Here is a 25,462-nt window from a genome sequence, read left to right on the forward strand (position 1 = left end):
TCAGCGGTCGTCGCGTTCGGCGATCTTCTTCGCCACGAAGGCGTCGATGGATTCGAGCGAGGTGAGAATGTTTTTGAGGAAGTCCTCGTCCTTCAGCTGGATCGAAAACTCCTGCTCGATGGAGCTGAGAAGCTGAACGTATCCGAAAGAGTCGATCACTCCGGCCTTGAAGAGGTCACTCCGGCCGGTCAGTTCGTCATCGAATTCGATGAGAAACTGCTCTTCGAGCATTTCCCTTATGCGCCAAGTTCGCTCCATGTCTCACACCTCGCTTTTCGTCAGCGTTTCCTGAGGAATGGCCTTGGCGATACTTCTCACCATGCGGAGCAACGACGTGCCACCTATCTCTTCGCATTCCAACCCGGCGTCACGGTCAAATAGATAACGGATACTTTCCACCCAGCGGACGGGCTCGACCATCTGTCGGCTCAGCATCTCCGCGATCGCACCGCCCTCGTGGGGACGCGCACTGACATTCGAAATCACGGGCACCGAGGGTTTCGCGAAGTGGAATCCACGAAGAAATCTCTCGAAATCGGTGCGCGCGGATTCCATGGCCCTCGAATGGAAGGCGGCACCGACCCTGAGTGGGGCGAAGCGGATGCCTCTGTCCCGCAGGGACGCATGAGCGGCCCGGAGCGCACCGTCGGAACCGGCGATGACGACCTGGGAGTCGGTGTTGTGGGCCGCGACGTCCACTCCCTCGACCTCGTCGGCACCGAGCACTTTCAGGAGGCTCTCGATGGGGGTGTTCATGACTGCGGTCATGCCGCCACCCGAGGCCGCGGCCATGAGCTCGCCACGCTTCTGCACGATCCGGAGACCCGTTTCGAAATCGAAGACCCCGGCGGCGAGAAGTGCGTTGTACTCCCCCAGGCTGTGTCCCAGGTAGCAGTCGGCGGGTCGGCCCTCCCGGCGCTCCCGCTCGAAGGCGTGCAGAGCATTGACGGTGTAGAGAGCCGGCTGCGTGCACTCCGTACGGGCGAGGACGTCGTCCTGGTTGTCGCGGCAGCGTGCCACGAGGTCGTACCCGAGGAGATCGCAGGCGTAATGCACGACACCCGGATAATGGCCGAAAACATCTGCGCCCATGCCTCGGAACTGCGATCCCTGACCAGGGAAAACAATCGCGAGCACCCTGTGATGCCTCCTCGATCTGCTCCGATTGGCTGGCTCTGACCACTCGAAGAATAGCGATTTCGATTATGCTGCCCCACGCCCCTTGCTGAGTGCTTGCCGGTTCGCTGTCACCCCGGCACGAGACCTTGTCCGAATCCCTGCCGTCCGCTTGCCGATGCCCGGTAACGGGCGTTCACCGAAGGATGCACCAAAAGGCCCGTAGCAGGGGGATCCGGGCGCGCAGGGCTCTCTCCGCGTGCCTATATGGAATGCACAGCACGCATGGCCGGTTTCGCCTCACGCGGCGAATCTGCGCCGTTGACATCGACGCAGGCAGAGCTCTATGAGTCCAGTGTCCATGGTCATCAGGAAAATCCCCACGGATGAGACCGCTGTTCTATGGTGTATTCAACGATGAGGTCTCAAGCGTGAGAACGAATGGGGCAAGAGAATATGTCCGTGCATCAGGCTGAGGGGGCGTCGCCGCCCTCACCACCGTCCGCCCTTTCCGGGCCGGCGCTTCAGGTGCTGGGGCCTATGTCGGCCGGGTACCAGTGCCGCGACATCCCGCTCGGACCACCACGCCGCCGCGCGCTCCTGGCCCTCCTCCTCATCAGGCTGGGCCGCGTCGTGCCCACCACAGTGCTCATCGAGGAGCTGTGGCGGGACGCTCGTCCCCAGCATGCCGTCGCCACACTGCAGAGTCACATCTCCCACCTGCGCAAGGCTCTAGCTCCCGCGGCCGGCCCGGACAGGTCCGCGCTCCTGCGCTACCAGGCGCCGGGATACATCCTCCGGCTCGCGCCCGACCAGGTGGACGCGTACCGGTTCGAGCAACTCTTCTCCACCGGACGCCGACTTCTCGCGGATCAAAACCCGTTGGCCGCCCGGGACCGTCTCACCCGGGCACTCAAGCTGTGGCACGGCGCCCCGTACGCGGAGTTCCTCACCCATCCGTCGCTCGCCGACGAGAGCGCCCGGCTGGAGCAGATGCGGCTCACCGCCCTCGAATCCTCCGCCGAGGCCGGGCTCCTCCTGGGGCGGACCGCCGAGGTGGTCACCGAACTGGAACGCGAGGTCCGTCAGCACCCGGCCAGGGAACGCATGGTGGGCCACCTCATGACCGCGCTGTTCCGATCGGGCAGACAGGCCGAAGCGCTGGAGATGTACGCGTGGACACGGAGCTATCTGGCCGAGGAGTTCGGAGTGGACACGAGCGCCGATCTCCAGCGGCTCCACACCGCCCTTCTCCGGCAGGAGTTGGGCGGCCAGCGTGCGCACGGCACAACGGGCGGTCCTGTCCGCCGCGGAGCGACCGCTTTCCCGCGGCAGGTCCGGACAACGATGTCCAGCGCGGCCGCAGGCACCGCAGCACCTCGTCCCCCGGCCGAACTGGCCGTGCGCGCTCAGGAGGCTCCGGACGGCGCAGACAAGTCGCTCCCCCGTTCCGCGACTCCTTCCCCCTCACCGGGTGAACCCGGCATGGCATCTCCCTTGATAGGCCGTGAACGGGAGGTGGGTCTTCTGGTCGCCGCAATGGCCGGAACAGCGGCCGGTCGTGGACATCTCGCATGCGTACTCGGCTTCTCCGGACTCGGGAAAACCCATCTCGTGATGGAACTGGTCCAACGCCTTCGGGCACTGAACGAGAACATCGAGACAATTCAGAGCAGCAGTTTCTCCGGCGAGGGAGTTCCGCCCTACTGGCTGTGGACCCAGGTGGTGCGCCGGCTCTCGGTTGAGCGGCCGGAGGCCTTCCGGGCCGCAGCCGCACCGTTCGGCTCGCTGCTGGCACCGCTGCTGCCCGGGTGGCTGCCGGACCAGGACGGCGGCACGGTGCAGGGCGACCCGCAGAACCCCTTCCGGACCCATGACGCGCTCTGCGAGGTCCTGCTCGCCTTGGCGGCGCAGCAGCCTCTGGTGCTCGTCCTGGAGGACCTGCACCGTGCGGACGCGGCGTCGCTGGACCTGCTCCGCCTGCTGGCCAACCGCCGCCAGGGGCATCCGCTCGGCATCGTGCTGACCGGCTGGGACCTGGAGACCTGGCCCGACAGCTCCCGGTACGGGGCGATGACAGAGATGCTCAGGGGTCCCAACACGCAGATCCTGCGGCTCGGGGCGCTGACGCTCCCCGACGTGACCGCCCTGGTCGAAGCGCATGCCGGACCGGGTATCGACCGGCGCATCGTGGAAGTGATCCACCAGCAGTCTGTGGGCAGCCCTTCCTTCGTCCTCCAGATGCTCTCCCTCCTCGGCGAGGAAGGCGACCTCCAGAGCCCCCGCACCGCGAACGAGCTGCTGGGCCTCGTCGTCCCGTGCGCTCGCAAAGTCCTCCGCCGGGAGCTGGCCGAACTGCCGGTGCCGGTCCTGCGGCTTCTGCGGCTGTGCGCCATCGCCGCGCCCGACATCGAACTGAATTCACTGTGCCGCGCCGCCGGCGGCGACGCCGCCGCCGCGGTGATCGTGGAGTCGGCGGTCCGGCACGGACTACTCGCCTCCGGTCGGCAGCACGGCGGCCGACTCCGGCTCACCCCGCCGCGCGCCCGGGAGATACTCGTGGGCGAGCTCACCGGCGAGGAGAACCAACAGCTGCACGCCGCGTACGCGGACGCCCTGCCCCCGTGCACCGGCGAAGAGATCCCCCCGGAGCGGAGCGACCGCATCGCCCACCACGCCTGGTGCGCCAAGGGTGCCATGCCCCCGGAGCGGGCGCTGCCCTGGTTCCTGGCAGCGGCCGAGAACGCGGGCGCGCGACTTGCCTCCGACGACCGGCTCATGTGGCTACGCCGCGCCGTCGCCCTCACCGGCTCCCTGCCTGACGGATCGGATGCCCGCGGCCTCGCGTCCCAGCTCCACTGGGAACTGGCCCATCTGCTGTGCCACGTACGCGGGTTCGGCGACACCGAGGCCGAGACGGAGATCCTCCGGGGGCAAGTCCCGGGCACTTTCCTGCACAGGTCCGACGACCCGGAGGTCCTGTCGATGCTGAGCGCGTCACTCCTCGTCCGCGGGCGTTACGACGAGTCGGGACAGCTGACCGCCCGGTTGAAGGCAATCGCCTCGCGCACCGGCGATCCCGCGGCTCGGCTCGGCGCGGTGTACGGCGAAGGCATGGCGCTGTTCATCCGCGACCGGCTGCCCGACGCGCTGCGGTCGTTCGAGCACGGTGTGGAGCTGTCCGAACGGCTCGCACGCGAGGGCCAGGTGCCGGACGGAATGTACCGGTCCGATCCGCGCGTCTACTTCCGCACCCACGACGTCTTCGCCCGCTGGCTCATGGGCGAACGCTCGGCCGCCGCCGAGCAGTGCCGCCGCCTCCTGAGACTGACGCAGTGGGGCGACAAGCCCTGGGATCGGGTCCACGCCCTCTACGTCAACGCGATGGTGGCCGCGTGGGAGGACGATCCGGACTCGGCCAGGGCCTTCGGGACGGAGGGCGTCGGACTCTCCGTCAAGCACGGCCTCTCACCCTGGGCAGCGATGCTGCATGTCCCGCTGGGATGGGCCCTCACGCACGCCGGACAACGGGAGGGCATCCCGAAGATGGTGAACGCGCTGACCGAGATGCGGCTGTCCCGGACGAGAATCCACCTCCCCCTCCACCTGGGTCTGCTGGCTCAGGCTCAGCATCACGCCGGACAACGGGAGGGGGCCGTGGACACGCTGCGCACCCTGCTCGCAGTCGTCGAGCACCACCGCGAGTACGTGTACCTCAACTCCGCGCTCCCCGCCACGCTCCTTCTCGACAAGCTTCTGGGCAAGGGGACACGGAAAGCCTCGGGTGCGGTCGACCAGAGCGTTTCCTTCGGATCATCCGATCGTCCCGCACCGTAGAAGAGCCGGACGCCCACTCCTGCGGGGCGAGGACGAGGACAACGCCGAACACCGGTGCGTCGGCGCCCGCGCCTCCGCGACTGCCGCCTCGAAGGGGACGGCCTCCACCACGCCGTCCAAGCCGTCGCCACCACACAGCGAAGAGAGGGCCTGGATGGCCGACCTTCGGCTGGACGGTAGTACCCGTTGCGTGATCTGAACTTCGTGGCCCGGATGGTCGCCGACGGATCAAAGCGGCTGTGATTGTGCAACGTCGACAACAACGGCACGACCAAGGAGCGCACCTTCTTGGGTCGTGGTGTGGCGTCTGTCGGACACACGAGCACACCGAGTGCCTGGAGGCACGCTTCCCGGCCCCTACTTCGAGCTGATGCGACGCCACCTGGCCAAAGGCGTCGGCGCGCGGAGCTGGGAGAGGACTACCTTGCCCGCAGGATCGGTGCAGACAGGGGCCTGTACGGGCTCCTCCTGGCGGTAGCCTGGTACGGAGGCTGGGTCGCCGACAGCGAGGGCAACCGTCCGCCGAACGCCTCCGACCGCGACTACACCGTCCACTTCGCCGCCGACCAGCCCCCCAGAGCGCAGCTCTTCTGGTCGGCCACCCCTTACCGGCTCTCCGAGCGCCTCCCGGTGGACAACCCGATCAACCGGTACTCAATGAGCGACCGCACCCCAGGCCTCGTCTACAGCGCCGACGCGGCGGACTGACTCTCTACGTCCAGCACACCCGCCCAACAGCCCGCACCAGGCAGCGAAATGGCTGCCCGCCCCCGACGGCCCCGTCTCCGTCATCATCGGGGTCTACGGCCCGGAGCCCTTCGTGCTCGGCGGCACCCGGCAGCTGCCACCCCTGGCCGCGGCAAGATGGTCATGGAACCGTCCATCGCGGTGAGGAAGTCCTCGGGTGAGAGGTCGGCGGTGACGCCGAGGTCGGCCATCTTGGTGAGGTAGGCGTCGCGCAGCCGCTGATACCAGCCGTCCAGGTAGCGGCCGTTGTCGTACCGCACCCACGCCTCGGTCGTTGCGACGTCGTAGCCCAGCTCGACCGCGTACGCCACGGTGGGCGTCGCGTACCAGGCCGGTCCTTCCGGGTGGTCGCCCTTCGGCGTGAACGGGGAGGGCGGCAGCGATCCGTCCAGCTCCACCCACTCCTTGCCGGCCTTCACGCGCGACAGGTCGACGTGGGAGAGGTCAACCAGCCACGATCCGGGCGGCTTCGGGTCGAACGCCGGGTTCTTGACGTGTGTCGGCTCACCGAGGCCGACGGTCAGCCCGTTCGCGCCGGCGGCGAAGGCCATGTTCACGTCCAGGCCGACCAGGTAGCGCAGGGTGCACTCCTCGTCGGTCATCGGCTGCGCCCAGTCGTAGGCCTCCTCGAACAGCTTCTCCGACGGGCCGCGCACGTGGAAGCGCGGCAGGTTCAGCGCGTTGAGCACCGGGTGTCCGTCGGGGGCCTCAGGCGGTGCGCAGTCCACCGGGCGGGTGCCGAGCGAGCCGGGTGTCTTGGTGTCGGCCTGCCGCGGGGCGCCGGTCTCCTCGTCTCGTACGGCGTGGGTCGGCGGGTGCAGGGCGGTCATCAGTTCCAGGCTGGTGACGGCGGTCGACCCGGGGGCGTCATCACCCGGGTTGCGTAGGTGCCCAGGACACGGGCGAGCTCCGCCGGGGGCAGCTGCGCGGCGTGATCCCAGAACCGGGGGTCCAGCGCGTTCCAGGATGGGATGCACAGCTGCGTCTACTGCTTCGCCCGCAAGACCCACAGCTATCTGGACCTCGACACCGGCCTCGGCTTCGACTCCCAGATCGTCGTCAAGGTCAACGCCCCGGAGCTGGTACGCCGCGAACTCGCCTCCCCGCGCTGGCACGGCGCGCACATAGCGATGGGGACCAATGTCGACTGCTACCAGCGGGCCGAGGGCCGCTACCGGCTGATGCCCGGCATCCTCGCGGCCCTGCGCGACCACGCGAACCCCTTCTCGATCCTGACCAAGGGCACCCTGATCCTGCGCGATCTGGAACTGCTGCGGCAGGCCGCAGAGGTCACGGAGGTCGGCGTCTCGGTCTCCGTCGGCTTCGTCGACCCCGAGCTGTGGCGCACCGTGGAGCCTGGCACCCCCTCCCCCGAGCGCCGCCTCGACGTCGTACGCACCCTCAGCGGGCACGGCATCGGCTGCGGGGTGCTGATGGCGCCCGTCATCCCGTTCCTCGGGGACCGGCCGGAGCAGCTGCGGGCGACCGTCCGCGCGATCGCCGCCGCCGGTGCGAACTCGGTGACCCCGCTCGTCCTGCATCTGCGCCCCGGTGCCCGGGAGTGGTTCATGGAGTGGCTCGGCCACCACCACCCGGGGCTGGTGGGCCGTTACGAGCGCCTGTACGCGGACGGGGCGTACGCGCCCACCTGGTATCAGCGCCGGATCACGCGTCATGTGCACGAGCTGGCGACCGAGTACGGCATCGGGCCCTCGCGCCGGGGCGCCTCCCGCGCGCTCCCCGCGCGGGACGAGCCGCGGCCCCCGCTGGACGGCTCCGAGCCGACCCAGCTGACCCTGCTCTGACCGGGCCGCCGCGCGGCCGCGATGACCGCGACGGCTGCGGCGCGCCGGGGTCCCGCGGGCAAACGGGTCATCTCTCACCACAACAGGTCCTTCCGGTCCCGAATACGGGGAGCATCCCGCGGGGGCTGCCGCCACGCGCAGCCGTGTTCCCCCATCACGGGAGGCCATATGACGAAACGTTCGGGAATTCTGTTCGCCGTCGGGGCGACGGTCGCCGGTCTGGTGACCGCCGCCCCGTCCCCGGCGACCGCCGACACGGGCGCGCAGCGCGTCGCGGCGCTCAAGTGGGCCGACTGCGCCACCAAGGCGTCCCCGACGCTCCAGTGCGCGTCGGTGAGTGCCCCGCTCGACCATGACGACCCGTCGGGCCGCAAAGTCACCCTCGCCCTGACCCGGGTGCCCCACACCTCCAAGACCTTCCAGGGCCCGCTGCTGGTCAACCCCGGCGGTCCCGGCGGCAGCGGACTGTCGATGGCCGGTTTCGTCGCCGCCTCGCTGCCGAAGGCGGTGGCCGCCCAGTACGACGTGATCGGCTTCGACCCGCGCGGCGTGGGCAAGAGCCGGCCGGCCCTGGACTGCGTGCCGAAGTACTCCGCTCCGGTGCGGCCGGACTCGGTGCCGAACTCGCTCGGGGGCGAGCGGGTCAACCGGGACCGCGCCCGGTCCTTCGCGGCCGCCTGCGGCGAGAAGCACCCGGACCTGCTGCCGTACATGGACACGGTCAGCGCGGCCAAGGACCTCGACGTGATCCGGCGGGCGACGGGCGCCGCGAAGCTCAACTACCTCGGGTACTCCTACGGCACCTACCTGGGTTCGGTGTACGCCAAGCTCTTCCCGGACCGCGTGCGGCGTCTGGTGCTCGACTCGAACGTCGACCCGGACGGCGTCTGGTACGACGACAACATCAGCCAGGACTACGCGTTCGACACCCGCCACAAGGCGTTCATGGCCTGGGTGGCGAAGTACGACAGCACGTACGGGCTGGGCAGCGACCCCGCGAAGGTCGAGGCCGTCTGGTACCGGATGCGGAACGCCGTCAAGAAGCATCCCGCGGGCGAGAAGGTGGGCGCGAGCGAGCTGGACGACACGTTCCTGCCGGGCGGCTACTACAACGGCTACTGGCCCGTACTGGCCGAGGCGTTCGCCGGTTACGTGAACCACAAGGACGAGAAGAAGCTGGTCGAGGCGTACGAGCGGTTCGGCGCGGTCGACGCGGAGGGCGACAACGGGTACTCGGTCTACACCGCCGTGCAGTGCCGTGACGCCCAGTGGCCGCGCGACTGGAACACCTGGCGCAACGACGCCTGGCGCGTGCACGGCAAGGCGCCCTTCATGGCCTGGAGCAACACCTGGTACAACGCGCCGTGCGCCGACTGGCCGGTGGAGCCGCTGAACCCGGTCCGGGTCTCCAACCACGCCCTGCCGCCCGCGCTGCTCTTCCAGGCCACGGACGACGCGGCCACACCGTACGAGGGCGGGGTCACCCTGCACCGCAAGCTCCGCGGCTCCAGCCTGGTCGTCGAGCAGGGCGGCGGCAACCACGGCGTGACCCTGAGCGGCAACGACTGCCTGGACACGTATCTGGCGGACTATCTCGCCAAGGGCACCGTGCCGCGCGGAAAGGGCGGCGACGTGGACGCGGTCTGCGCCAAGTCGCCGGACCCGAAGCCCGCGACCGGCAAGACCGCGAAGACCCCGAAGGCGGCAACCCGCGCGGGCACCGGGGACCGGGGCAGCGCGCTGCACGGGATCCTCGGCTTCCGGGGCTGACGGGCGGAAACCGCGTTCCGGCCGGACGGCGCCGAGGAATCCTTCGAGGTGGACGGGGTGCCGGTGCCCGAGGTGCGTTACGTACGCCCGCTCGGCGCGCCCTGAAGCGCGCGGGTGTACGCGCCTCAGGGCGCCGGCAGCCTGCCGAGCGCCTCCCCCGCCGCGCCGCCCAGCCGGGGGTGCGGCAGGGCCGCCTCCAGCAGCGGGCGGGCCCGTACGTCACCGAGCAGCCCGAGCTCCTCGACGCAGGCGAGCGCCACCCGCCAGTACGGCTCGTCCGGCCCGAGCAGTCCGCGCAGGGTGGTCATCAGGGCCGGTACGGACTCAGGGGCTCGCAGTGCGCCGAGCAGCCGGACCGGGTACAACGCGTAGGCGGTGCGCAGGGAGTTGGTGGCGAGCGCGGCGGCGGCGCGCGGGGTGCGCGGGTCACCGAGGCGGGCCAGCGCGTGCGCGGCGCCCGCGCAGCGCTCCGGGTCGCGGTGGTTGAGCAGCAGCACCAGGGTCTCGAATGCCCGGCGGTCGCCGCCGCAGCCCAGCCGGAACGCCGCGATCTCGCGGGCCCACAGCGGGCGTTCGCGCTCGATGAGGACCTGCGCCAGCTCCTCGTCATCCTCGGTGGTGATCAGCCGGTGGCAGGCTCCCGCCTCTCCGGCGGCTCCCGCCTCTTCGGCCAGCCGGTGCGTCAGCGACCGCAGCTCCTCATCCATGACGGTCAGCTTATCGGTGAGCACACAGCGTACCGAAGGGCGTCTCGAATGTGAGGGGGCCCACAACGATCCAGGGCTGGCGCGCTCGTTACTCGCCGGTTAACCTCATGTGAGCGGGACACTCCCCCCGCTGGCTCCGGTGGCCTGGTGACGCAGCCACCCGGAGTGGATGTCGGTTCGGCAGCTTTGCGAGGCGTGACTCCGGGACAGAGTCCGCCACCCCTTCCCGGTCCGGGCGTGCCCTTCGCACCCGGACGCGAGCACCACGACAGGCAACTCCCGCACACCGTGCGGCGGTCCGGGCCATCGGCCCCTCTCATCGGCCGCGCGCGCCGTGCGTCCCTCAGTCGTCACTCATCCCTGGAGTCCCGTGATGGACACCCCGCTCAGCACCATCGCCGTCGTCGGCCTCGGCACGATGGGCACCGGCATCGCCGAGGTACTCGCCCGCTCCGGCCGCGAGGTCATCGGTATCGACATCAGCGACGTGGCGGCCCGCCAGGCCGTCGCCGCTCTGGAGGCCTCCACCGCGCGGGCCGTGCGGCGCGAGCGGATCACCGAGGAGGAGCGGCGCGACATCCTCGCCCGGTTCCGTACCTTCTCCGACGTCCAGGCCGCCGCGGAGGCGGAGCTGGTCATCGAGGTCGTGCCCGAGTCGTACGAGCTCAAGCAGCAGGTGTTCCGGGAGCTCGACGCGGTCGTCTCACCCACGACGATCCTGGCGACGGGCACCAACGCGCTGTCCGTGACCCGGCTCGCCGCGGAGTCGCAGCACCCGGAGCGCGTGCTCGGCCTGCACTTCTTCAACCCGGCGCCCGCGATGAAGCTGGTCGAGGTGGTCTCCTCCGTGCTGACCGCGCCGCCGGCCGTGGAGGCCGTCACCGCGCTCGCCCGGCAGTTGGGCAAGGAGCCGGTCGCGGTCGGTGACCGGCCGGGGTTCGTGGCCGACGGACTGCTGTTCGGCTACCTCAACCAGGCCGCGGCGATGTACGAGGCGAACTACGCGTCGCGCGAGGACATCGACGCGGCGATGAAGCTGGGCTGCGGGCTGCCGATGGGGCCGCTCGCCCTGCTGGACCTGATCGGCGTCGACACCGCCCGCACCGTCCTGGAGGCGATGTACAGCGCCTCGCACGACCGGCTGCACGCCCCCGCGCCGGTCCTCGGCCAGCTCAGCGAGGCCGGGCTGACCGGCCGCAAGGCCGGCCGCGGCTTCTACACGTACGCGGAGCCGGGCAGCCAGGACGTCGTCCCGGACGCGCTGACGCCGTCGCCGGAGAGCGGCACGGGCGCCGGGCGGACCGTGCGCTCCGTGGGCGTCGCCGGCTCCGGGACGATGGCCTCGGGGATCGCGGAGGTGTTCGCGAAGGCCGGTTACGACGTGGTGCTCGCCGCACGGGGCCAGGAGAAGGCGGAGACCGCGAAGGGCCGGATCGCGAAGTCGCTCGAACGGTCGGTCGCCAAGGGACGGCTGACGGCCGGGGAACGGGACGAGACGCTGGCCCGGATCACCGCGGCCGGCTCGCTGGACGCCTTCGCGGAGGTCGATCTCGCCGTCGAGGCCGTGGCCGAGGACCTGCTGGTGAAGCAGCAACTGTTCGCCACCCTGGACAAGGTGTGCAGGCCGGGCGCGGTCCTCGCCACCACCACGTCCTCGCTGCCGGTCGTGTCGGTCGCGCGGGCCACCTCGCGGCCCCAGGACGTCATCGGGATGCACTTCTTCAACCCGGCTCCCGCGATGAAGCTGGTCGAGGTGGTCCGCACGGTGCTGACGGCCGACGACGTGCACGCCACGGTCCGCGAGGTCTGTGTGAAGGTGCGCAAGCACCCGGTGGACTGCGGGGACCGGGCCGGGTTCATCGTGAACGCGCTGCTGTTCCCGTATCTGAACAACGCGATCAAGATGGTCGAGGAGCACTACGCGACGCTGGACGACATCGACGCCGCGATGAAGCTGGGCGGCGGCTATCCGATGGGCCCGTTCGAACTGCTGGACGTCGTGGGCCTCGACGTCTCGCTCGCCATCGAGAAGGTGCTGCACAGCGAGTTCCGCGACCCGGGACTCGCCCCGGCGCCGCTGCTGGAGCATCTGGTGGCCGCCGGCTGCCTCGGCCGCAAGACAGGGCGCGGCTTCCGCGAATATGCCCGTCGCTGACGGGGGCGGCGGCTGGGGCGGGCTGCTCGGTCCTGCGGGCGGCCCGCCCCCACAGGCGCACTCCCCCGCACCGATGCAGTACGTTCACACCATGCCCCAGCCCGCCAGGTCCCCCCGTGTGTCCGCCGCGCCCGACGCCCCGGAAAGTGCCGCGGGCACGCGTGCCGCCGCCCAACGGCTCAAAATGCGCCGTGAACTGGCCGCCGCGGCGATGGAACTCTTCGCCACGAAGGGGTACGAGGCGACGACGGTCGACGAGATCGCGGGCGCCGCGGGCGTCGCCAGGCGCACCTTCTTCCGGCACTTCCGCTCCAAGGAAGAGGCCATCTTCCCGGACCACGACGACACTCTCGTACGCGCGGAGGCGGTCCTCAACGCCGCTCCCGCGCACGAGCACCCGCTCGACACGGTCTGCCGGGGCATCAAGGAAGTCATGAAGATGTACGCGGCGAAGCCCGCGGTCTCGGTGGCCCGCTACAAGCTGACCCGTGAGGTGCCCACCCTGCGGGAGGCCGAGATCGCCTCGGTGGCCCGCTACGAGCGGCTGTTCACGCGTTATCTGCTGGGCCACTTCGACGAGCGCGACCACCATGTCGGCAACGACGACCCGCTGCTGGCGGAGGTCGCGGCGTCCGCCGTGGTCACCGCGCACAACCACGTGCTGCGGCGGTGGCTGCGGGTGGACGGCCAGGGCGATGTGGAGGCGCAGCTGGACCACGCGTTCGCCATCGTCCGCGACACCTTCGGCACCGGGATCGGCGCGGGCCGCACGGCGGGCAGCGAGCCGGCGAAGCCGCCCGCCGCCTCGGTGAGCGCCGAGGGAGAGGTGCTGGTCGCGGTGGCGCGCACGGACGCGCCGTTGGACGAAGTGATGCGCACGATCCAGCAGGCGCTCAAGGAGCGCTGAGCGGGGCGCACGGCTCCCGGCGGCCCTCAGAGCCACGGCGGCGGTGCGGTTCCGTCGTTCCAGGCCACGAGCGCCTCGCCGTCCACACAGAGGATCGCGCACTGCTCCGCGTACTCCAGGGCAGGAGTGGTGTAGGCGCTGGTGGTGACGCAGACGGCGATCTCGGCCTCGTGCACGGCGTAGCAGGTTCCGCCGAATCGCTGGAGGTCCTGTGAGCCGACCTTGTTGTCCGGCCCGTAGTACTTGCACTGGACGACCAGTCGCCGTCCGTCGGGGGCGGTCGCGATCACATCGGCCCCCAGGTCGCCCGCTCCGCCGACGACCTGCACGTCGGAGCAGCCGTCCCGCTCGCAGAGCGCGGCGATGGCGTCCTCGAACCCGGTGGCGTCCAGGGCCTCGTGGCCCTGCGTCTCCTCCTCGGGCCCGGCCGGTTCCCATTCCTGTTCCGGCAGCGGTTCCGGTTCCGGCAGGACTGCCGTGCGCCCCATGCCGTCGTCGTCATGGAGGGGCCGGAATTCCGGGCTCGGGGAGGTCCCGGGCTCCTGGGGCGGCTCGAAGAGCTCCTGGACGGCCTCGGAGAGCGGGCCGGGGCCGCCGCGCGGGCGGCGACGCGTCCGGCGGAGGTACAGGAGAAGGACGCCCGCCGAGGCGAGCACGACGGCGGCCGGATGCCTGAGCATCCCCTCCCAGGCGATGCGCACCATCAGTCCTCCACCGCAGATCAGCAGGGCCACGGCCCCGAATCCGCCGGCGGTCGTGCGTACGCTGAAAGCCTTCGGGGAGCCGCCGGAGCCCCGTCCTCGCACCGGTACCGTCATGCGCGCCGCCCCGATATGCCTCTTCCAAGATCATTCATGTCTGGCATCTGCCCCGCCCGGCCCGATCCAGCGGCCGCAAATCCGGTTGCCGGTGAACCGGCCCGGTGCTGTGGTGTGCGGATGAGCGATCAGACAGCCGCGCACCGTGAAGAACTACTGGCCGTCTTCGACCGGGAGATGCGCGAATTCGCCCGCCCCGACGGCCCCGGCGTCCGCGTCGAGCGCACCGGTGACGTCGTACGCCAGACCGGCGCGCCCCACGACTGGAACGCGGTCGTGTGGTCGTCCCCGGACCTGGACGCCGCACGGGCCGACGCGGCGATCGCCTCCCAGGTGGCCCATTGCGTGGAGCACGGGTACGACGAGTTCGAGTGGAAGCTGTACGGCCACGACCGCCCGGCCGATCTGGGGGACCGGCTGCTGGCGGCCGGTTTCGCGGCGGAGGAGCCGGAGACCCTGCTGGTCGCGCCGGTCGCGGACCTGCCCACGGAGGTCGTGCTCCCCGAAGGCGTACGGCTGCGCACCGTACGCGACGAGGCCGATGTGGAGCTGATGGCCCGCGCCCACGGGGAGGCGTTCGGCTCGGACTGGACCCGGCTGCGGCAGCAGGTGCTGTCCCGGCTGGAGGAGGACCCGGACCACTTCGTCGGGGTGCTGGCCATGGCGGGCGAGGAGCCGGTCAGCTCGGCCCGTATGGAGCTGTACCCCGGTACCGGCTTCGCGGGGCTGTGGGGCGGCGGCACGGTGGAGGCGTGGCGCGGCCGGGGCGTCTACCGGGCGCTGATCGCCTTCCGGGCCCGGATCGCCGCGAAGCGCGGCTACCGCTACTTCCAGGTCGACGCGACCGAGGACAGCCGCCCGATCCTCCAGCGCCTCGGGTTCACGGCCCTGACCACGACGACCCCGTACCTCTACCGCCCCGCCTCCTGACCTCCCACGACGGCGCACAACACAACGGGGCACAACGCACCAAAACACCCCTCGTGTTGCTCATGCGTGGCACCCGGACGACAATTGAGGGAAATTGCTGGCACCCAGTGCCTTGCCAGCTGTCACGGAGTGCCATACGTTGAAGTCGTCCGGGCGGCCGGCGTGCTGAGACCTCACGTACGCCGGCTGTCCCCGCAAGCCAGGTGCCTGCGTGCCCGGAAGCCTGCGTCACAGGCAAACCCTTCCGCTCCACAGAGCGAACAGCCGAAGCACCACCAGCCGAACCGACGGCACACCTCCACGCAACACCGCTCCCCCTGCTTCGCAGGACCCTCAAGCGTTCCCTCAAACGCAGCTCCATCGGAGGCACACCGTGAAGGAAATCCTGGACGCGATCCAATCGCAGGACAGCAGCGCCGCGGACTTCGCGGCCCTGTCCATCCCCGAGTCGTACCGCGCGGTCACCGTGCACAAGGACGAGGCCGAGATGTTCGCCGGCGTCGACAGCCGCGACAAGGACCCCCGCAAGTCCCTCCGCATCGAGGACGTGCCGGTGCCCGAGCTCGGTCCGGGCGAGGCGCTGGTGGCGGTCATGGCCAGCTCGGTCAACTACAACTCCGTGTGGACGTCGATCTTCGAGCCCGTCTCGACCTTCGGCTTCCTGGAGCGGTACGGAAAGCTCAGCGACCTCAGCAAGCGCCACGACCTGCCATACCACGTCATCGGCTCGGACCTGGCGGGTGTCGTCCTGCGCACCGGCCCCGGCGTCAACTCCTGGAAGCCCGGAGACGAGGTCGTCGCGCACTGCCTCTCGGTCGAACTGGAGTCCTCCGACGGCCACAACGACACGATGCTCGACCCCGAACAGCGCATCTGGGGCTTCGAGACCAACTTCGGCGGGCTGGCCGAGGTCGCCCTGGTGAAGTCGAACCAGCTGATGCCGAAGCCGGACCACCTCAGCTGGGAGGAGGCCGCGTCTCCCGGACTGGTCAACTCCACCGCGTACCGCCAGCTCGTCTCGCGCAACGGCGCGGGCATGAAGCAGGGCGACAACGTGCTGATCTGGGGCGCCAGCGGCGGACTCGGCTCGTACGCCACGCAGTTCGCGCTGGCCGGTGGCGCCAACCCGGTCTGTGTCGTCTCCAGCGACCAGAAGGCGGAGATCTGCCGGAAGATGGGCGCGGAGGCGATCATCGACCGCAACGCCGAGGGCTACAAGTTCTGGCAGGACGAGCACAACCAGGACCCGCGCGAGTGGAAGCGGTTCGGCAAGCGCATCCGCGAACTGACCGGCGGCGAGGACGTCGACATCGTCTTCGAGCACCCCGGCCGCGAGACCTTCGGCGCCAGCGTCTACGTGACCCGCAAGGGCGGCACGATCGTCACCTGCGCCTCGACCTCGGGCTACACCCACGAGTACGACAACCGCTACCTGTGGATGTCGCTCAAGCGCATCATCGGCTCGCACTTCGCCAACTACCGCGAGGCGTGGGAGGCCAACCGCCTGATCGCCAAGGGGAAGATCCACCCGACGCTCTCGAAGGTCTACTCGCTGGAGGAGACCGGCCAGGCCGCGTACGACGTGCACCGCAACCTCCACCAGGGCAAGGTCGGCGTCCTCGCGCTGGCGCCGCGCGAGGGCCTGGGCGTGCGCGACCACGAGATGCGGGAGCGGCACATCGACGCCATCAACCGATTCCGGAACATCTGACATGACCGGCCGTCAGAAGGACCGCCCCTGGCTCATGCGGACGTACGCCGGTCACTCGACCGCGGAGGCGTCCAACGAGCTCTACCGGCGCAACCTCGCCAAGGGCCAGACGGGCCTGTCGGTCGCCTTCGACCTGCCCACCCAGACCGGGTACGACCCCGACCACATCCTCGCCCGAGGCGAGGTGGGCCGGGTCGGCGTGCCCGTCTCGCACCTCGGTGACATGCGCCGGCTGTTCCAGGACATCCCGCTGGAGCAGATGAACACCTCCATGACGATCAACGCCACCGCGATGTGGCTGCTGGCGCTCTACCAGGTGGTCGCGGAGGAGCAGGGCGCCGACGCGGACAAGCTCCAGGGCACCACGCAGAACGACATCGTGAAGGAGTACCTCTCGCGCGGGACGCACGTCTTCCCGCCGGGCCCCTCACTGCGGCTGACCACCGACATGATCACGTACACGGTCAACCGCATCCCCAAGTGGAACCCGATCAACATCTGCAGCTACCACCTCCAGGAGGCCGGGGCCACCCCGGTCCAGGAGATCGCGTACGCCATGTCGACGGCCATCGCGGTCCTCGACGCCGTGCGCGACTCCGGGCAGGTGCCGCAGGAGAAGTTCGGCGCCGTCGTCGCCCGGATCTCCTTCTTCGTGAACGCGGGCGTCCGGTTCATCGAGGAGATGTGCAAGATGCGCGCCTTCGGCCGCATCTGGGACCGGATCACCCAGGAGCGCTACGGCATCACCGATGCCAAGCAGCGCCGATTCCGCTACGGCGTCCAGGTCAACTCCCTCGGCCTGACCGAGGCCCAGCCGGAGAACAACGTCCAGCGCATCGTGCTGGAGATGCTGGCCGTCACCCTCTCCAAGGACGCCCGCGCCCGCGCGGTGCAGCTGCCCGCCTGGAACGAGGCGCTGGGGCTGCCGCGCCCCTGGGACCAGCAGTGGTCGCTCCGTATCCAGCAGGTGCTGGCCCACGAGAGCGATCTGCTGGAGTACGAGGACATCTTCGCCGGGTCCCATGTGATCGAGGCCAAGGTGGACGAGCTGGTCACCGAATCGCTCGCGGAGATCGACCGGATCCAGCGGATGGGCGGCGCCATGGCGGCCGTCGAGTCCGGCTACCTCAAGTCCGAGCTGGTCTCCTCGCACGCCGCCCGGCGGGCCCGGATCGAGGGCGGCGACGAGAAGATCGTCGGCGTCAACATCCACCAGGGCACCGAGCCCAATCCGCTCACCGCCGACCTCGACGCAGCGATCATGACGGTCGACCCGGCCAACGAGGCCAAGGTCGTCGCCGCGCTCCACGAGTGGCGCGACAACCGCGACGAGGCCCGCGCCACCGAGGCGCTGGCCGCTCTGAAGAAGGCCGCCGCGGGCACCGAGAACATGATGGAGGCCACCGTCGAGTGCGCCCGCGCGGGCGTCACCACGGGCGAGTGGTCCTGGGCGCTGCGCGATGTCTTCGGTGAGTTCCGCGCCCCGACCGGAGTGTCGTCCGCCCCGGTGGCGGTGACAGCGGAGGAGGGCACCCCACTGGCCCTGGTACGCGAGAAGGCCGCCCGGACCGCAGAGGACCTGGGCGCGGGCCGGCTGCGGCTGCTCGTCGGCAAGCCCGGTCTGGACGGGCACTCCAACGGCGCCGAGCAGATCGCGGTACGCGCCCGCGACGCCGGATTCGAGGTCGTCTACCAGGGCATCCGCCTGACGCCCGAACAGATCGTCTCGGCCGCCGTCGCCGAGGACGTGCACTGCGTCGGCCTGTCGATCCTGTCCGGCTCGCACGCCGAGCTGGTGCCCGACGTACTGACCCGGCTCCGCCGCACCGGCGCCGGTGACATCCCGGTCATCGCGGGCGGGATCATCCCGCCCGCCGACGCCGCGGCTCTGATCAAGGCCGGTGTGGCCGCCGTATTCACCCCGAAGGACTTCGGCATCACGGAGATCATCGGCCGTATCGTCGACGAGATCCGGAAAGCGAACAAGCTCGACCCTCTGGAGGTCCCCGCATGACAACCCCCGTGAACCGCCCTCCCGTCTCCCACCACCACCCTCAAGAGACGTCCCTGCGGGACGGCACCTCACGTCTGCGCCCGCGCCGCTCCTGTCTCGCGGTACCGGGAAGCAACCCCCGGTTCCTGGAGAAGGCCCAGGGCCTCCCGGCCGACCAGGTCTTCCTGGATCTGGAGGACGCCTGCGCGCCGCTCGCCAAGGAGGGCGCCCGGCGCCACATCGTCGACGCGCTGAACAACGGCGACTGGACGGGCAAGACCAGGGTCGTCCGGGTCAACGACTGGACGACGCACTGGACGTACCGCGACGTCATCACCGTCGTCGAGGGCGCGGGCCCCAACCTCGACTGCATCATGCTGCCGAAGGTGCAGGACGCCCAGCAGGTCGTCGCCCTGGACCTGCTGCTCACCCAGATCGAGAAGACGATGGGCTTCGAGGCCGGGAGGATCGGCATCGAGGCGCAGATCGAGAACGCCAAGGGCCTGGTGAACATCGACGACATCGCCGCCGCCTCGCCCCGCCTGGAGACCCTGATCTTCGGCCCGGCCGACTTCATGGCGTCGATCAACATGAAGACTCTCGTCGTCGGCCAGCAGCCGCCCGGGTACGGCGCCGACGCCTACCACTACATCCTGATGCGCATTCTGATGGCGGCCCGCACGCACGATCTCCAGGCGATCGACGGCCCGTTCCTCCAGATCCGCGACGTGGACGCGTACCGCGAGGTCGCGGGCCGTGCGGCGGCGCTCGGCTTCGACGGCAAGTGGGTGCTGCACCCCGGTCAGGTCGACGCGGCGAACGAGGTGTTCTCGCCCTCGCAGGAGGACTACGACCACGCCGAGCTGATCCTCGACGCCTACGACTGGTGCACCTCCGAAGAGGGGGGCAAGAAGGGTTCCGCGATGCTCGGCGACGAGATGATCGACGAGGCCAGCCGCAAGATGGCCCTGGTCATCGCGGGCAAGGGCCGCGCGGCCGGCATGGAGCGCACCTCCAAGTTCGAAGCTCCGGAGGCCTGATATGCAGTTCGGGCGCACATATGAGGAATTCGAAATCGGTGTGGTCTACAAGCACTGGCCGGGAAAGACCGTCACCGAATACGACGACCACCTCTTCTGCCTGCTGACCATGAATCACCACCCGCTGCACATGGACAGCAACTACGCCGAGAGCACCACGGATTTCGGTAAGAACGTTGTCGTCGGCAACTACATCTACTCGTTGCTGCTCGGCATGTCGGTGCCGGACGTCTCCGGAAAGGCGATCGCCAATCTGGAGGTCGAATCGCTGAAGCATGTCGCGCCGACCTTCCACGGCGACACGATCTACGGCGAGACGACGGTTCTCGACAAGACTCCGTCGAGGTCCAAGACCGACCGGGGAATCGTTTACGTGGAGACCAGGGGCTACAAGCAGGACGGCACGCTGGTCTGTGTCTTCCGTCGCAAGGTAATGGTCCCCACGGAGACGTACATCAAGGAGCGGGGCGGGGAACAGCCCGGCCGCCCGGAGCCGAAGCAGCCCTCGCAGAAGAACGTGGAGAAGTAGCCATGGCCCGACTCGCCCAGACCGCAGGCCTCAGCGATGTCCAGCAGGAAATTCTCTCCACGGTCCGCGATTTCGTCGATAAAGAGATCATTCCGGTCGCCACTCAGCTGGAGCACCGCGACGAGTACCCGGCCGAGATCGTCGAGGGTCTCAAGGAACTCGGACTCTTCGGGCTGATGATCCCCGAGGAGTACGGCGGGCTGGGTGAGTCCCTCCTCACGTACGCGCTGTGTGTGGAGGAGATCGCCCGCGGCTGGATGAGCGTGTCCGGGATCATCAACACGCACTTCATCGTCGCGTACATGCTCAAGCAGCACGGCACACAGGAGCAGAAGGACACCTTCCTGCCCCGGATGGCGCTGGGCGAGGTACGCGGCGCGTTCTCGATGTCCGAGCCGGCCCTGGGCTCCGATGTCGCGGCGATCACTTCGAAGGGTGTGCGGGAGGGCGACGAGTACGTCCTGAACGGCCAGAAGATGTGGCTGACGAACGGCGGCACGTCCAATCTCGTCGCCGTGCTGTGCCGGAGTGACGAAGGCCACCCCGAGGGCACCCCGCCGCACAAGTCGATGACCACGTTCCTGGTGGAGAAGGAGCCCGGATTCGGCGAGGTCCGGCCCGGCCTCACCATCCCCGGGAAGATCGACAAGATGGGTTACAAGGGCGTCGACACGACCGAACTCATCATGGACGGGCTACACATTCCAGCCAATCGTGTACTCGGCGGCACCACCGGCCGAGGGTTTTACCAAATGATGGACGGAGTGGAGGTAGGCCGGGTAAATGTCGCCGCACGTGGCTGTGGCGTCGCACAGCGTGCATTCGAGCTGGGCGTTTCCTACGCACAGCAGCGCCACACCTTCGGAAAACCGATCGCCCAGCACCAGGCGATCCAGTTCAAGCTGGCCGAAATGGCCACCAAGGTCGAGGCCGCGCATGCGATGATGGTAAATGCAGCGCGCAAAAAGGACTCCGGGCAACGAAACGACCTGGAGGCAGGGATGGCGAAGTACCTCGCCTCCGAGTACTGCAAGGAAGTCGTCGAGGACGCCTTCCGGATCCATGGCGGTTACGGCTTCTCCAAGGAGTACGAGATCGAGCGCCTCTACCGGGAGGCCCCGATGCTGCTGATCGGTGAAGGTACCGCCGAGATCCAGAAAATGATCATCGGGCGCCGACTCCTTGAGGAGTACCGGTTCCAGGGTTGATTGCCCCATTCGCGGTGATTTTACCGCGAAGAAGATCACACCCTGTCACCCTCATGCGGTGCCTTCCAGACGTCCGACTCGGCTGCTGGCTTGCCCAGTTGCGGTCCGCAACCGATAACATCGCCGGAAAAGCCGCCGTCCCCCGTTGCCAGCGCGGCATCATCCGCTACGAAGGTCATCCATGCCCGACAGCCATACCTCTGCACCACGCGGCGGGGTCCGCCTTGCACGCGGAGCTTCGCCGTGGCTCCTCCCGACCGTCGCCACCGCCGCACTCAGCCTGTCCCGGGCCCGCAGGTCCGGGCGCTGGGCGGCCGTGGCCGTGCCCACCACCGCGCTCGCGGCGGGCATGCTGTGGTTCTTCCGCGACCCCGAGCGCGAGATCACCCAGGGGCGCGTCATCTCACCGGCCGACGGCGTGGTGCAGAGCATCATGCCGTGGAAGGACGGACGCACCCGCGTCGCGATCTTCATGAGCCCGCTCAACGTCCACGTCAACCGCGCGCCACTGGCCGGCACGGTGACCTCGGTCGAGCACATCCCCGGCGGCTTCGTTCCGGCGTTCAACAAGGAGAGCGAGAACAACGAGCGCGTTGTCTGGCACTTCGACACCGAGCTCGGCGACATCGAGATGGTGCAGATCGCGGGTGCCGTCGCCCGCCGCATCGTCCCGTACGTCCCGCAGGGTACGAAGGTGGATCAGGGCGAGCGGATTGGCCTGATCCGGTTCGGCTCCCGGGTCGACATCTACCTTCCGGAAGGTATCGATGTCGCGGTCGAGGTCGGCCAGGCCACCACCGCGGGGGTGACTCGAATTGACCGTGATTGATCCTGAGACACAGGCGGGCTGGGTACCCGAGGCGGAGGCCGAGGACGACACCGAGGACATGCCGCTCTCAATGCGGCTGTCGATAGCGGACACCCTCACTCTCGGTAACGCCACGTGCGGTTTCATGGCGGTGTACTTCACCACCACGGGCATCCTCATCCCGCACCTCACCGGCAGCGACGAGAGCGGCATGGCGCGGCACTCCGCGGCCACCGCCGTGATCCTGATGCTCATGGCCGCGATCTTCGACCTGTTCGACGGACTCGTGGCCCGCAAGCTGCGCTCCTCGCCGATGGGTGCCGAGCTGGACAACCTCTCGGACCTCGTCAGCTTCGGGCTCGCCCCGGCGTACTTCGTCCTCGTGTACGGCATGGTCGCGGACGACGCACACCAGCGGGTCTCGGCACTGGCGGCGATCGTCGTGCTGCTGGCGGTGGTGCTCAGGCTTGCCAGATTCTCCTGCGTGACCTTGAAGGACGGCATGTTCCAGGGCATGCCGAGCCCCTTCGGAGCGCTCACGGTGATCTCCATCGTGCTGCTGGAGCTGCCCTTCGTACCGACGCTGCTCGCGATCGTCGGAGTGGCGTGGCTGATGGTCAGCCGGGTCGAGTACCCCAAGCCGCGAGGTGTCCTCGCGGTGGCGATGCTCGGCTGGATCGTGGCCGCGATGGGCCTGCTGGCCGCTTGGGCGTTCGACGCCCCCGGCGGTCAGCTGCTGCTCCAGACCGGCTGTGCGCTCCAGGTGGTCCTGGGTGCGGTCATCCCGCTCTTCGCGACCGCCCGCCGGGTGAACACCTTCCGTGACAACCGGCGCGAGGCACGGGCGGCGCAGCTGCCGTAACGGCTCACGCACGTCATGCACGAGGGCCCGGATGCTCCCCAGCATCCGGGCCCTCGTGCATGCCCGGGGACAACCCCGGGCTCTCGTGCGTGACCGGGTCATCCCCCGATGACCGAACGGATCCAGCCGAGCTGCCGGGAGATCTCCCCCGCCCCCGCCGTCCGCTCCCGGTCGGAGCCGTCGAAGACGCCGAGGAGGGTCTCGGTGCCGCGCGGGCCGATGCTCATCACCGGGCCGCCGGAGTCGCCGCCCGCGGGGATCCCGGACACCCTCGCCATGCAGAAGTCCGATCCGCCCGGCACGGTGTAGTTCTCGCAGCGCGGGTCGGCCGGGCGCAGGACCCGGAGAACCGACTGCTTGAGCAGGGGTGACTGACAGCTGTTCTCGTCCCCGGTGCAGGTGGCGCCCCAGCCGTACTGCCGCGCGAGCCGGCCGGGGTGCACCCCGGCCGTGGCGAGCCGCGCGGTGCGGATCTTCATCGGCGGCATCTTGACGAGCATCATGTCGGCCCGCGCGCTTCCCACCCGGCCGCGCGGCACGGGGTCCAGCGTGGTGCTCTTGCGCACGTCGAGACTGCCGACCCGGAACGAGATCCGCTTGTCCGCGACGGGCTGCCCCTGCTCGAAGAAGCAGTGCGAGGCAGTGATGATCCACCGGCGGGCGATCGCCGTACCGGTGCAGGCCGGGGCGCCGTCGACGAACGTGCGCACCGCCCACGGACCGTAGGCGCTTTTCGATCCGCCGATCACGGCGGAGGCGGACGGTGACGACATCACCGAAGCCGTCACCGCCAGTAAGGCGGTCACCAGCAATACACGCATGCGACGAACCATTCGGAACAGCTCCTCTGATCGGGACACGGGCCGTACTGCTGGTCAGATACCCGGCCGGGACGAAAGGTTCCGATTGGAACGAATGAATCGAATAAAGCGAATGGCCCGAATGAACTTTCGCATTCAATCTCCGATGCGAAACCCCTGATTCCAATTGCAAACACGTGGCCGAATATCACCCCGCATTACGGCCGTCCCCCATACGGAAACTCCGCCGATTTCCCGCCGCACCGAGCGGTACGGTGCAGCGCGGAAGCACCGTCGTGCCCCGGCGGGACGGGAAAGAGGGGGCGTTCAGCGGATGTCGGACTGGCCACTGGCGATCGGTGTGCTCGGCACATTGACGATGCTGTTCTTCTTCTGTGCCGGTGACCGGCTCATCGGCAGAGCGGGCGGCCGCACCCCCTGAGGCATCCTCGGTTTCGTCGTCTCGCAGATGGTGGAGAAAGGGATCTGGCTCTTCCCCGGCTCCACCCCCGCCTGATACGGGCCGTCGATCTACGTCTCCGCGATGGTGGCCGGTTTCGCGGGCGTCGCACGCCACCAGCTGACCAGCGCGGAGCAGCGTGCCAACCCGGACGACAATCCGTTGGCGGCGAACGAGCACGCGGCCGCCGGCGAGGACCGGCTGCGGAGCTACGCCGTATCCGACGATCTGGCGGTCCTCGACTCGGCCGTGGACGACTTCCGCACCGCCGCCCGGCAGAGCGTGGGACACGCCAACCACCTCGTCCACGTCACCGGCCTCATCCGGGCGGCCCGGATGAGGTACGCGCGGCTCGGACGGCTCCAGGACCTCGACGAGGCCATCGAAGCCGGTGAACGGGCGATCCCGGCCCGGGGCGCCGGCCAGGCCAGGGGCCGGATGCTCTGCCAGCTCAGCACCGCGTTACGGCTGCGCTACGACCACCTCGGCGCGGCGGACGATCTCGCGCGGGCCGTGACCACCGGGCACGAGGCCGTACGGCTCGTCCCGTCCCGCAGTCCGCACTTCCCCGGTACATGCGGCCAGTTCGGCGCCGCCCTGCACAGCGAGTTCCTGCGCACCGACGACATGGACGTCCTGGAACAGGCCGTCGCCCAGGTGTCGGCCGCGGTGGACTGGTCCGACGGACGCGGCTACCGGCGCGCGGCGGACCGGGCCGCCCTCTGCTACCTGCTGGTGCAGCGCGGGAAGCGCACCGGGAGCCTCGTGGACATCGACCGGGCCGTGCGGACGGGGCGGGAGGCGCTGGAGACGATCGCGCCGGGCGAGGCGCTGTACGGGACGTGCCTGAGCAACCTCGGCCTGGCGCTGCGCACCCGGCACGGGCTGCGGGCGGGCACGGAGCGGGAGCCGGCCACGGACGATCTGGACGAGGCGATCAGCCTGAGCGAGCGCGCCCTGAGCACGGCGCCGACGGATGCCCCGGAACGGGCGGTGTACCAGGTCGTCGCGGCACTGGCCCTGCGCGACCGAGGCCAGTACGACACGGCCCGCGCACCGGGCCCAACGGCCGGTGGCGGCGCGGGTCCCACGGCCGGTGACGGCCGCACCGGAAGGCTGGACCTCGCCCTCGACGCGGCACGGGCCGCGGCGACCCACCCGAGGGCCGATGTCCCGACACGGATGCGGGCCGGACTGCTCTGGAGCGATATCGCGGCCTCCCGAGCCCGCTAGCGGGACGCGATGACGGCGTTCGGGAC

20 protein-coding genes and 3 pseudogenes are annotated in these 25,462 nt (G+C 69.4%); 17 read left to right on the forward strand and 6 right to left on the reverse strand.

The window, feature by feature from the left end; genetic code table 11:
• Positions 1–258 (reverse strand): acyl carrier protein, encoded by a 258-nt coding sequence (locus tag RLT59_RS04635; protein WP_311302187.1) that lies wholly within the window; start codon positions 256–258, stop codon positions 1–3.
• A gap of 3 nt (positions 259–261) precedes the next feature.
• Positions 262–1,137 (reverse strand): ACP S-malonyltransferase, encoded by an 876-nt coding sequence (locus RLT59_RS04640; protein ID WP_311302188.1) that lies wholly within the window; start codon positions 1,135–1,137, stop codon positions 262–264.
• A gap of 519 nt (positions 1,138–1,656) precedes the next feature.
• On the opposite strand from RLT59_RS04640, the gene RLT59_RS04645 reads away from it, so the two are divergent.
• From RLT59_RS04645 to RLT59_RS04655, 3 genes and pseudogenes are all read left to right on the forward strand, one after another.
• Entirely contained in the window at positions 1,657–4,953 is a 3,297-nt protein-coding gene (locus RLT59_RS04645) for an ATP-binding protein (RefSeq protein WP_311302189.1), read from the forward strand.
• Positions 4,937–5,133, forward strand: a pseudogene (locus RLT59_RS04650) (hypothetical protein); the annotation flags it as partial. The gene RLT59_RS04645 and the pseudogene RLT59_RS04650, both read left to right, overlap by 17 nt.
• Before the next feature lie 120 nt (positions 5,134–5,253).
• The gene (locus RLT59_RS04655) at positions 5,254–5,661 is read left to right on the forward strand and encodes a DUF1214 domain-containing protein (RefSeq protein ID WP_311302190.1); all 408 of its coding nucleotides are present in this window, start codon (positions 5,254–5,256) and stop codon (positions 5,659–5,661) included.
• 167 nt (positions 5,662–5,828) lie between these two features.
• Here RLT59_RS04655 and RLT59_RS04660 read toward each other — a convergent pair.
• A pseudogene (locus tag RLT59_RS04660) lies at positions 5,829–6,682 on the reverse strand (transcriptional regulator); the annotation flags it as partial.
• Here RLT59_RS04660 and RLT59_RS04665 point away from each other — a divergent pair.
• The 3 genes and pseudogenes from RLT59_RS04665 to RLT59_RS04675 all read left to right on the forward strand — a co-directional run.
• Positions 6,672–7,505, forward strand: coding sequence for a radical SAM protein (locus RLT59_RS04665; protein ID WP_311302191.1), 834 nt, complete (start codon positions 6,672–6,674; stop codon positions 7,503–7,505). The pseudogene RLT59_RS04660 and the gene RLT59_RS04665 overlap by 11 nt on opposite strands.
• 168 nt (positions 7,506–7,673) lie before the next feature.
• Positions 7,674–9,275 (forward strand): alpha/beta hydrolase, encoded by a 1,602-nt coding sequence (locus RLT59_RS04670; protein ID WP_311302192.1) that lies wholly within the window; start codon positions 7,674–7,676, stop codon positions 9,273–9,275.
• A 15-nt stretch (positions 9,276–9,290) separates the two neighbouring features.
• A pseudogene (locus tag RLT59_RS04675) lies at positions 9,291–9,380 on the forward strand (GNAT family N-acetyltransferase); the annotation flags it as partial.
• A 20-nt stretch (positions 9,381–9,400) separates the two neighbouring features.
• Here RLT59_RS04675 and RLT59_RS04680 read toward each other — a convergent pair.
• Positions 9,401–9,982, reverse strand: a complete 582-nt coding sequence (locus tag RLT59_RS04680; RefSeq protein ID WP_311302193.1) for a HEAT repeat domain-containing protein — start codon at positions 9,980–9,982, stop codon at positions 9,401–9,403.
• Positions 9,983–10,355: 373 nt separating this feature from the next.
• On the opposite strand from RLT59_RS04680, the gene RLT59_RS04685 reads away from it, so the two are divergent.
• Both RLT59_RS04685 and RLT59_RS04690 read left to right on the forward strand, forming a co-directional pair.
• The gene (locus RLT59_RS04685) at positions 10,356–12,137 is read left to right on the forward strand and encodes a 3-hydroxyacyl-CoA dehydrogenase family protein (protein WP_311302194.1); all 1,782 of its coding nucleotides are present in this window, start codon (positions 10,356–10,358) and stop codon (positions 12,135–12,137) included.
• 91 nt (positions 12,138–12,228) lie between these two features.
• Positions 12,229–13,044: a TetR family transcriptional regulator gene (locus RLT59_RS04690; RefSeq protein WP_311302195.1), complete on the forward strand. Its 816-nt coding sequence runs from the start codon at positions 12,229–12,231 to the stop codon at positions 13,042–13,044.
• A gap of 26 nt (positions 13,045–13,070) precedes the next feature.
• Here the strand turns inward: RLT59_RS04690 and RLT59_RS04695 are convergent, their stop codons facing one another.
• Positions 13,071–13,862 (reverse strand): restriction endonuclease, encoded by a 792-nt coding sequence (locus RLT59_RS04695; protein ID WP_311302196.1) that lies wholly within the window; start codon positions 13,860–13,862, stop codon positions 13,071–13,073.
• Between the two features lie 120 nt (positions 13,863–13,982).
• Between RLT59_RS04695 and RLT59_RS04700 the strand changes: the two genes are divergently transcribed.
• The 8 genes from RLT59_RS04700 to pssA all read left to right on the forward strand — a co-directional run bounded on the left by RLT59_RS04700 (position 13,983) and on the right by pssA (position 22,943).
• Entirely contained in the window at positions 13,983–14,792 is an 810-nt protein-coding gene (locus tag RLT59_RS04700) for a GNAT family N-acetyltransferase (protein ID WP_311302197.1), read from the forward strand.
• 373 nt (positions 14,793–15,165) lie between these two features.
• Positions 15,166–16,503, forward strand: a complete 1,338-nt coding sequence (gene ccrA / locus RLT59_RS04705) for a crotonyl-CoA carboxylase/reductase (RefSeq protein WP_311302198.1) — start codon at positions 15,166–15,168, stop codon at positions 16,501–16,503.
• A 1-nt stretch (position 16,504) separates the two neighbouring features.
• Complete coding sequence (locus tag RLT59_RS04710; protein ID WP_311302199.1) at positions 16,505–18,517, forward strand: ethylmalonyl-CoA mutase; 2,013 nt, start codon at positions 16,505–16,507, stop codon at positions 18,515–18,517.
• Positions 18,514–19,536 (forward strand): HpcH/HpaI aldolase/citrate lyase family protein, encoded by a 1,023-nt coding sequence (locus RLT59_RS04715; protein WP_311302200.1) that lies wholly within the window; start codon positions 18,514–18,516, stop codon positions 19,534–19,536. Before RLT59_RS04710 ends, RLT59_RS04715 begins: the two co-directional genes overlap by 4 nt.
• 1 nt (position 19,537) lies before the next feature.
• The gene (locus RLT59_RS04720; RefSeq protein WP_311302201.1) at positions 19,538–20,065 is read left to right on the forward strand and encodes a MaoC family dehydratase; all 528 of its coding nucleotides are present in this window, start codon (positions 19,538–19,540) and stop codon (positions 20,063–20,065) included.
• Between the two features lie 2 nt (positions 20,066–20,067).
• Positions 20,068–21,273 (forward strand): acyl-CoA dehydrogenase family protein, encoded by a 1,206-nt coding sequence (locus RLT59_RS04725; protein WP_311302202.1) that lies wholly within the window; start codon positions 20,068–20,070, stop codon positions 21,271–21,273.
• A gap of 181 nt (positions 21,274–21,454) precedes the next feature.
• Entirely contained in the window at positions 21,455–22,102 is a 648-nt protein-coding gene (locus RLT59_RS04730) for a phosphatidylserine decarboxylase (protein ID WP_024489890.1), read from the forward strand.
• Positions 22,089–22,943: a CDP-diacylglycerol--serine O-phosphatidyltransferase gene (gene pssA, locus RLT59_RS04735; protein WP_199884337.1), complete on the forward strand. Its 855-nt coding sequence runs from the start codon at positions 22,089–22,091 to the stop codon at positions 22,941–22,943. Before RLT59_RS04730 ends, pssA begins: the two co-directional genes overlap by 14 nt.
• A gap of 98 nt (positions 22,944–23,041) precedes the next feature.
• Here pssA and RLT59_RS04740 read toward each other — a convergent pair whose 3' ends face one another.
• Entirely contained in the window at positions 23,042–23,776 is a 735-nt protein-coding gene (locus RLT59_RS04740) for a S1 family peptidase (RefSeq protein ID WP_311302203.1), read from the reverse strand.
• 511 nt (positions 23,777–24,287) lie between these two features.
• On the opposite strand from RLT59_RS04740, the gene RLT59_RS04745 reads away from it, so the two are divergent.
• Complete coding sequence (locus RLT59_RS04745; protein WP_311302204.1) at positions 24,288–25,436, forward strand: hypothetical protein; 1,149 nt, start codon at positions 24,288–24,290, stop codon at positions 25,434–25,436.
• Positions 25,437–25,462: the final 26 nt, after the last annotated feature.

This window comes from Streptomyces sp. ITFR-6 (assembly GCF_031844725.1).
Taxonomy (GTDB): Bacteria; Actinomycetota; Actinomycetes; order Streptomycetales; family Streptomycetaceae; genus Streptomyces.

Coding starts and splice junctions, on each gene's coding strand:
- RLT59_RS04710 (WP_311302199.1), top strand. CDS start 16,505: ATGACCGGCCGTCAGAAGGACCGCCCCTGGCTCATGCGGACGTACGCC.
- RLT59_RS04690 (WP_311302195.1), top strand. CDS start 12,229: ATGCCCCAGCCCGCCAGGTCCCCCCGTGTGTCCGCCGCGCCCGACGCC.
- RLT59_RS04680 (WP_311302193.1), bottom strand. CDS start 9,982: ATGGATGAGGAGCTGCGGTCGCTGACGCACCGGCTGGCCGAAGAGGCG.
- RLT59_RS04695 (WP_311302196.1), bottom strand. CDS start 13,862: ATGACGGTACCGGTGCGAGGACGGGGCTCCGGCGGCTCCCCGAAGGCT.
- RLT59_RS04715 (WP_311302200.1), top strand. CDS start 18,514: ATGACAACCCCCGTGAACCGCCCTCCCGTCTCCCACCACCACCCTCAA.
- RLT59_RS04685 (WP_311302194.1), top strand. CDS start 10,356: ATGGACACCCCGCTCAGCACCATCGCCGTCGTCGGCCTCGGCACGATG.
- RLT59_RS04720 (WP_311302201.1), top strand. CDS start 19,538: ATGCAGTTCGGGCGCACATATGAGGAATTCGAAATCGGTGTGGTCTAC.
- RLT59_RS04740 (WP_311302203.1), bottom strand. CDS start 23,776: ATGGTTCGTCGCATGCGTGTATTGCTGGTGACCGCCTTACTGGCGGTG.
- RLT59_RS04635 (WP_311302187.1), bottom strand. CDS start 258: ATGGAGCGAACTTGGCGCATAAGGGAAATGCTCGAAGAGCAGTTTCTC.
- RLT59_RS04700 (WP_311302197.1), top strand. CDS start 13,983: ATGAGCGATCAGACAGCCGCGCACCGTGAAGAACTACTGGCCGTCTTC.
- RLT59_RS04670 (WP_311302192.1), top strand. CDS start 7,674: ATGACGAAACGTTCGGGAATTCTGTTCGCCGTCGGGGCGACGGTCGCC.
- RLT59_RS04725 (WP_311302202.1), top strand. CDS start 20,068: ATGGCCCGACTCGCCCAGACCGCAGGCCTCAGCGATGTCCAGCAGGAA.
- RLT59_RS04645 (WP_311302189.1), top strand. CDS start 1,657: ATGTCGGCCGGGTACCAGTGCCGCGACATCCCGCTCGGACCACCACGC.
- RLT59_RS04665 (WP_311302191.1), top strand. CDS start 6,672: ATGCACAGCTGCGTCTACTGCTTCGCCCGCAAGACCCACAGCTATCTG.
- RLT59_RS04730 (WP_024489890.1), top strand. CDS start 21,455: ATGCCCGACAGCCATACCTCTGCACCACGCGGCGGGGTCCGCCTTGCA.
- RLT59_RS04745 (WP_311302204.1), top strand. CDS start 24,288: ATGGTGGCCGGTTTCGCGGGCGTCGCACGCCACCAGCTGACCAGCGCG.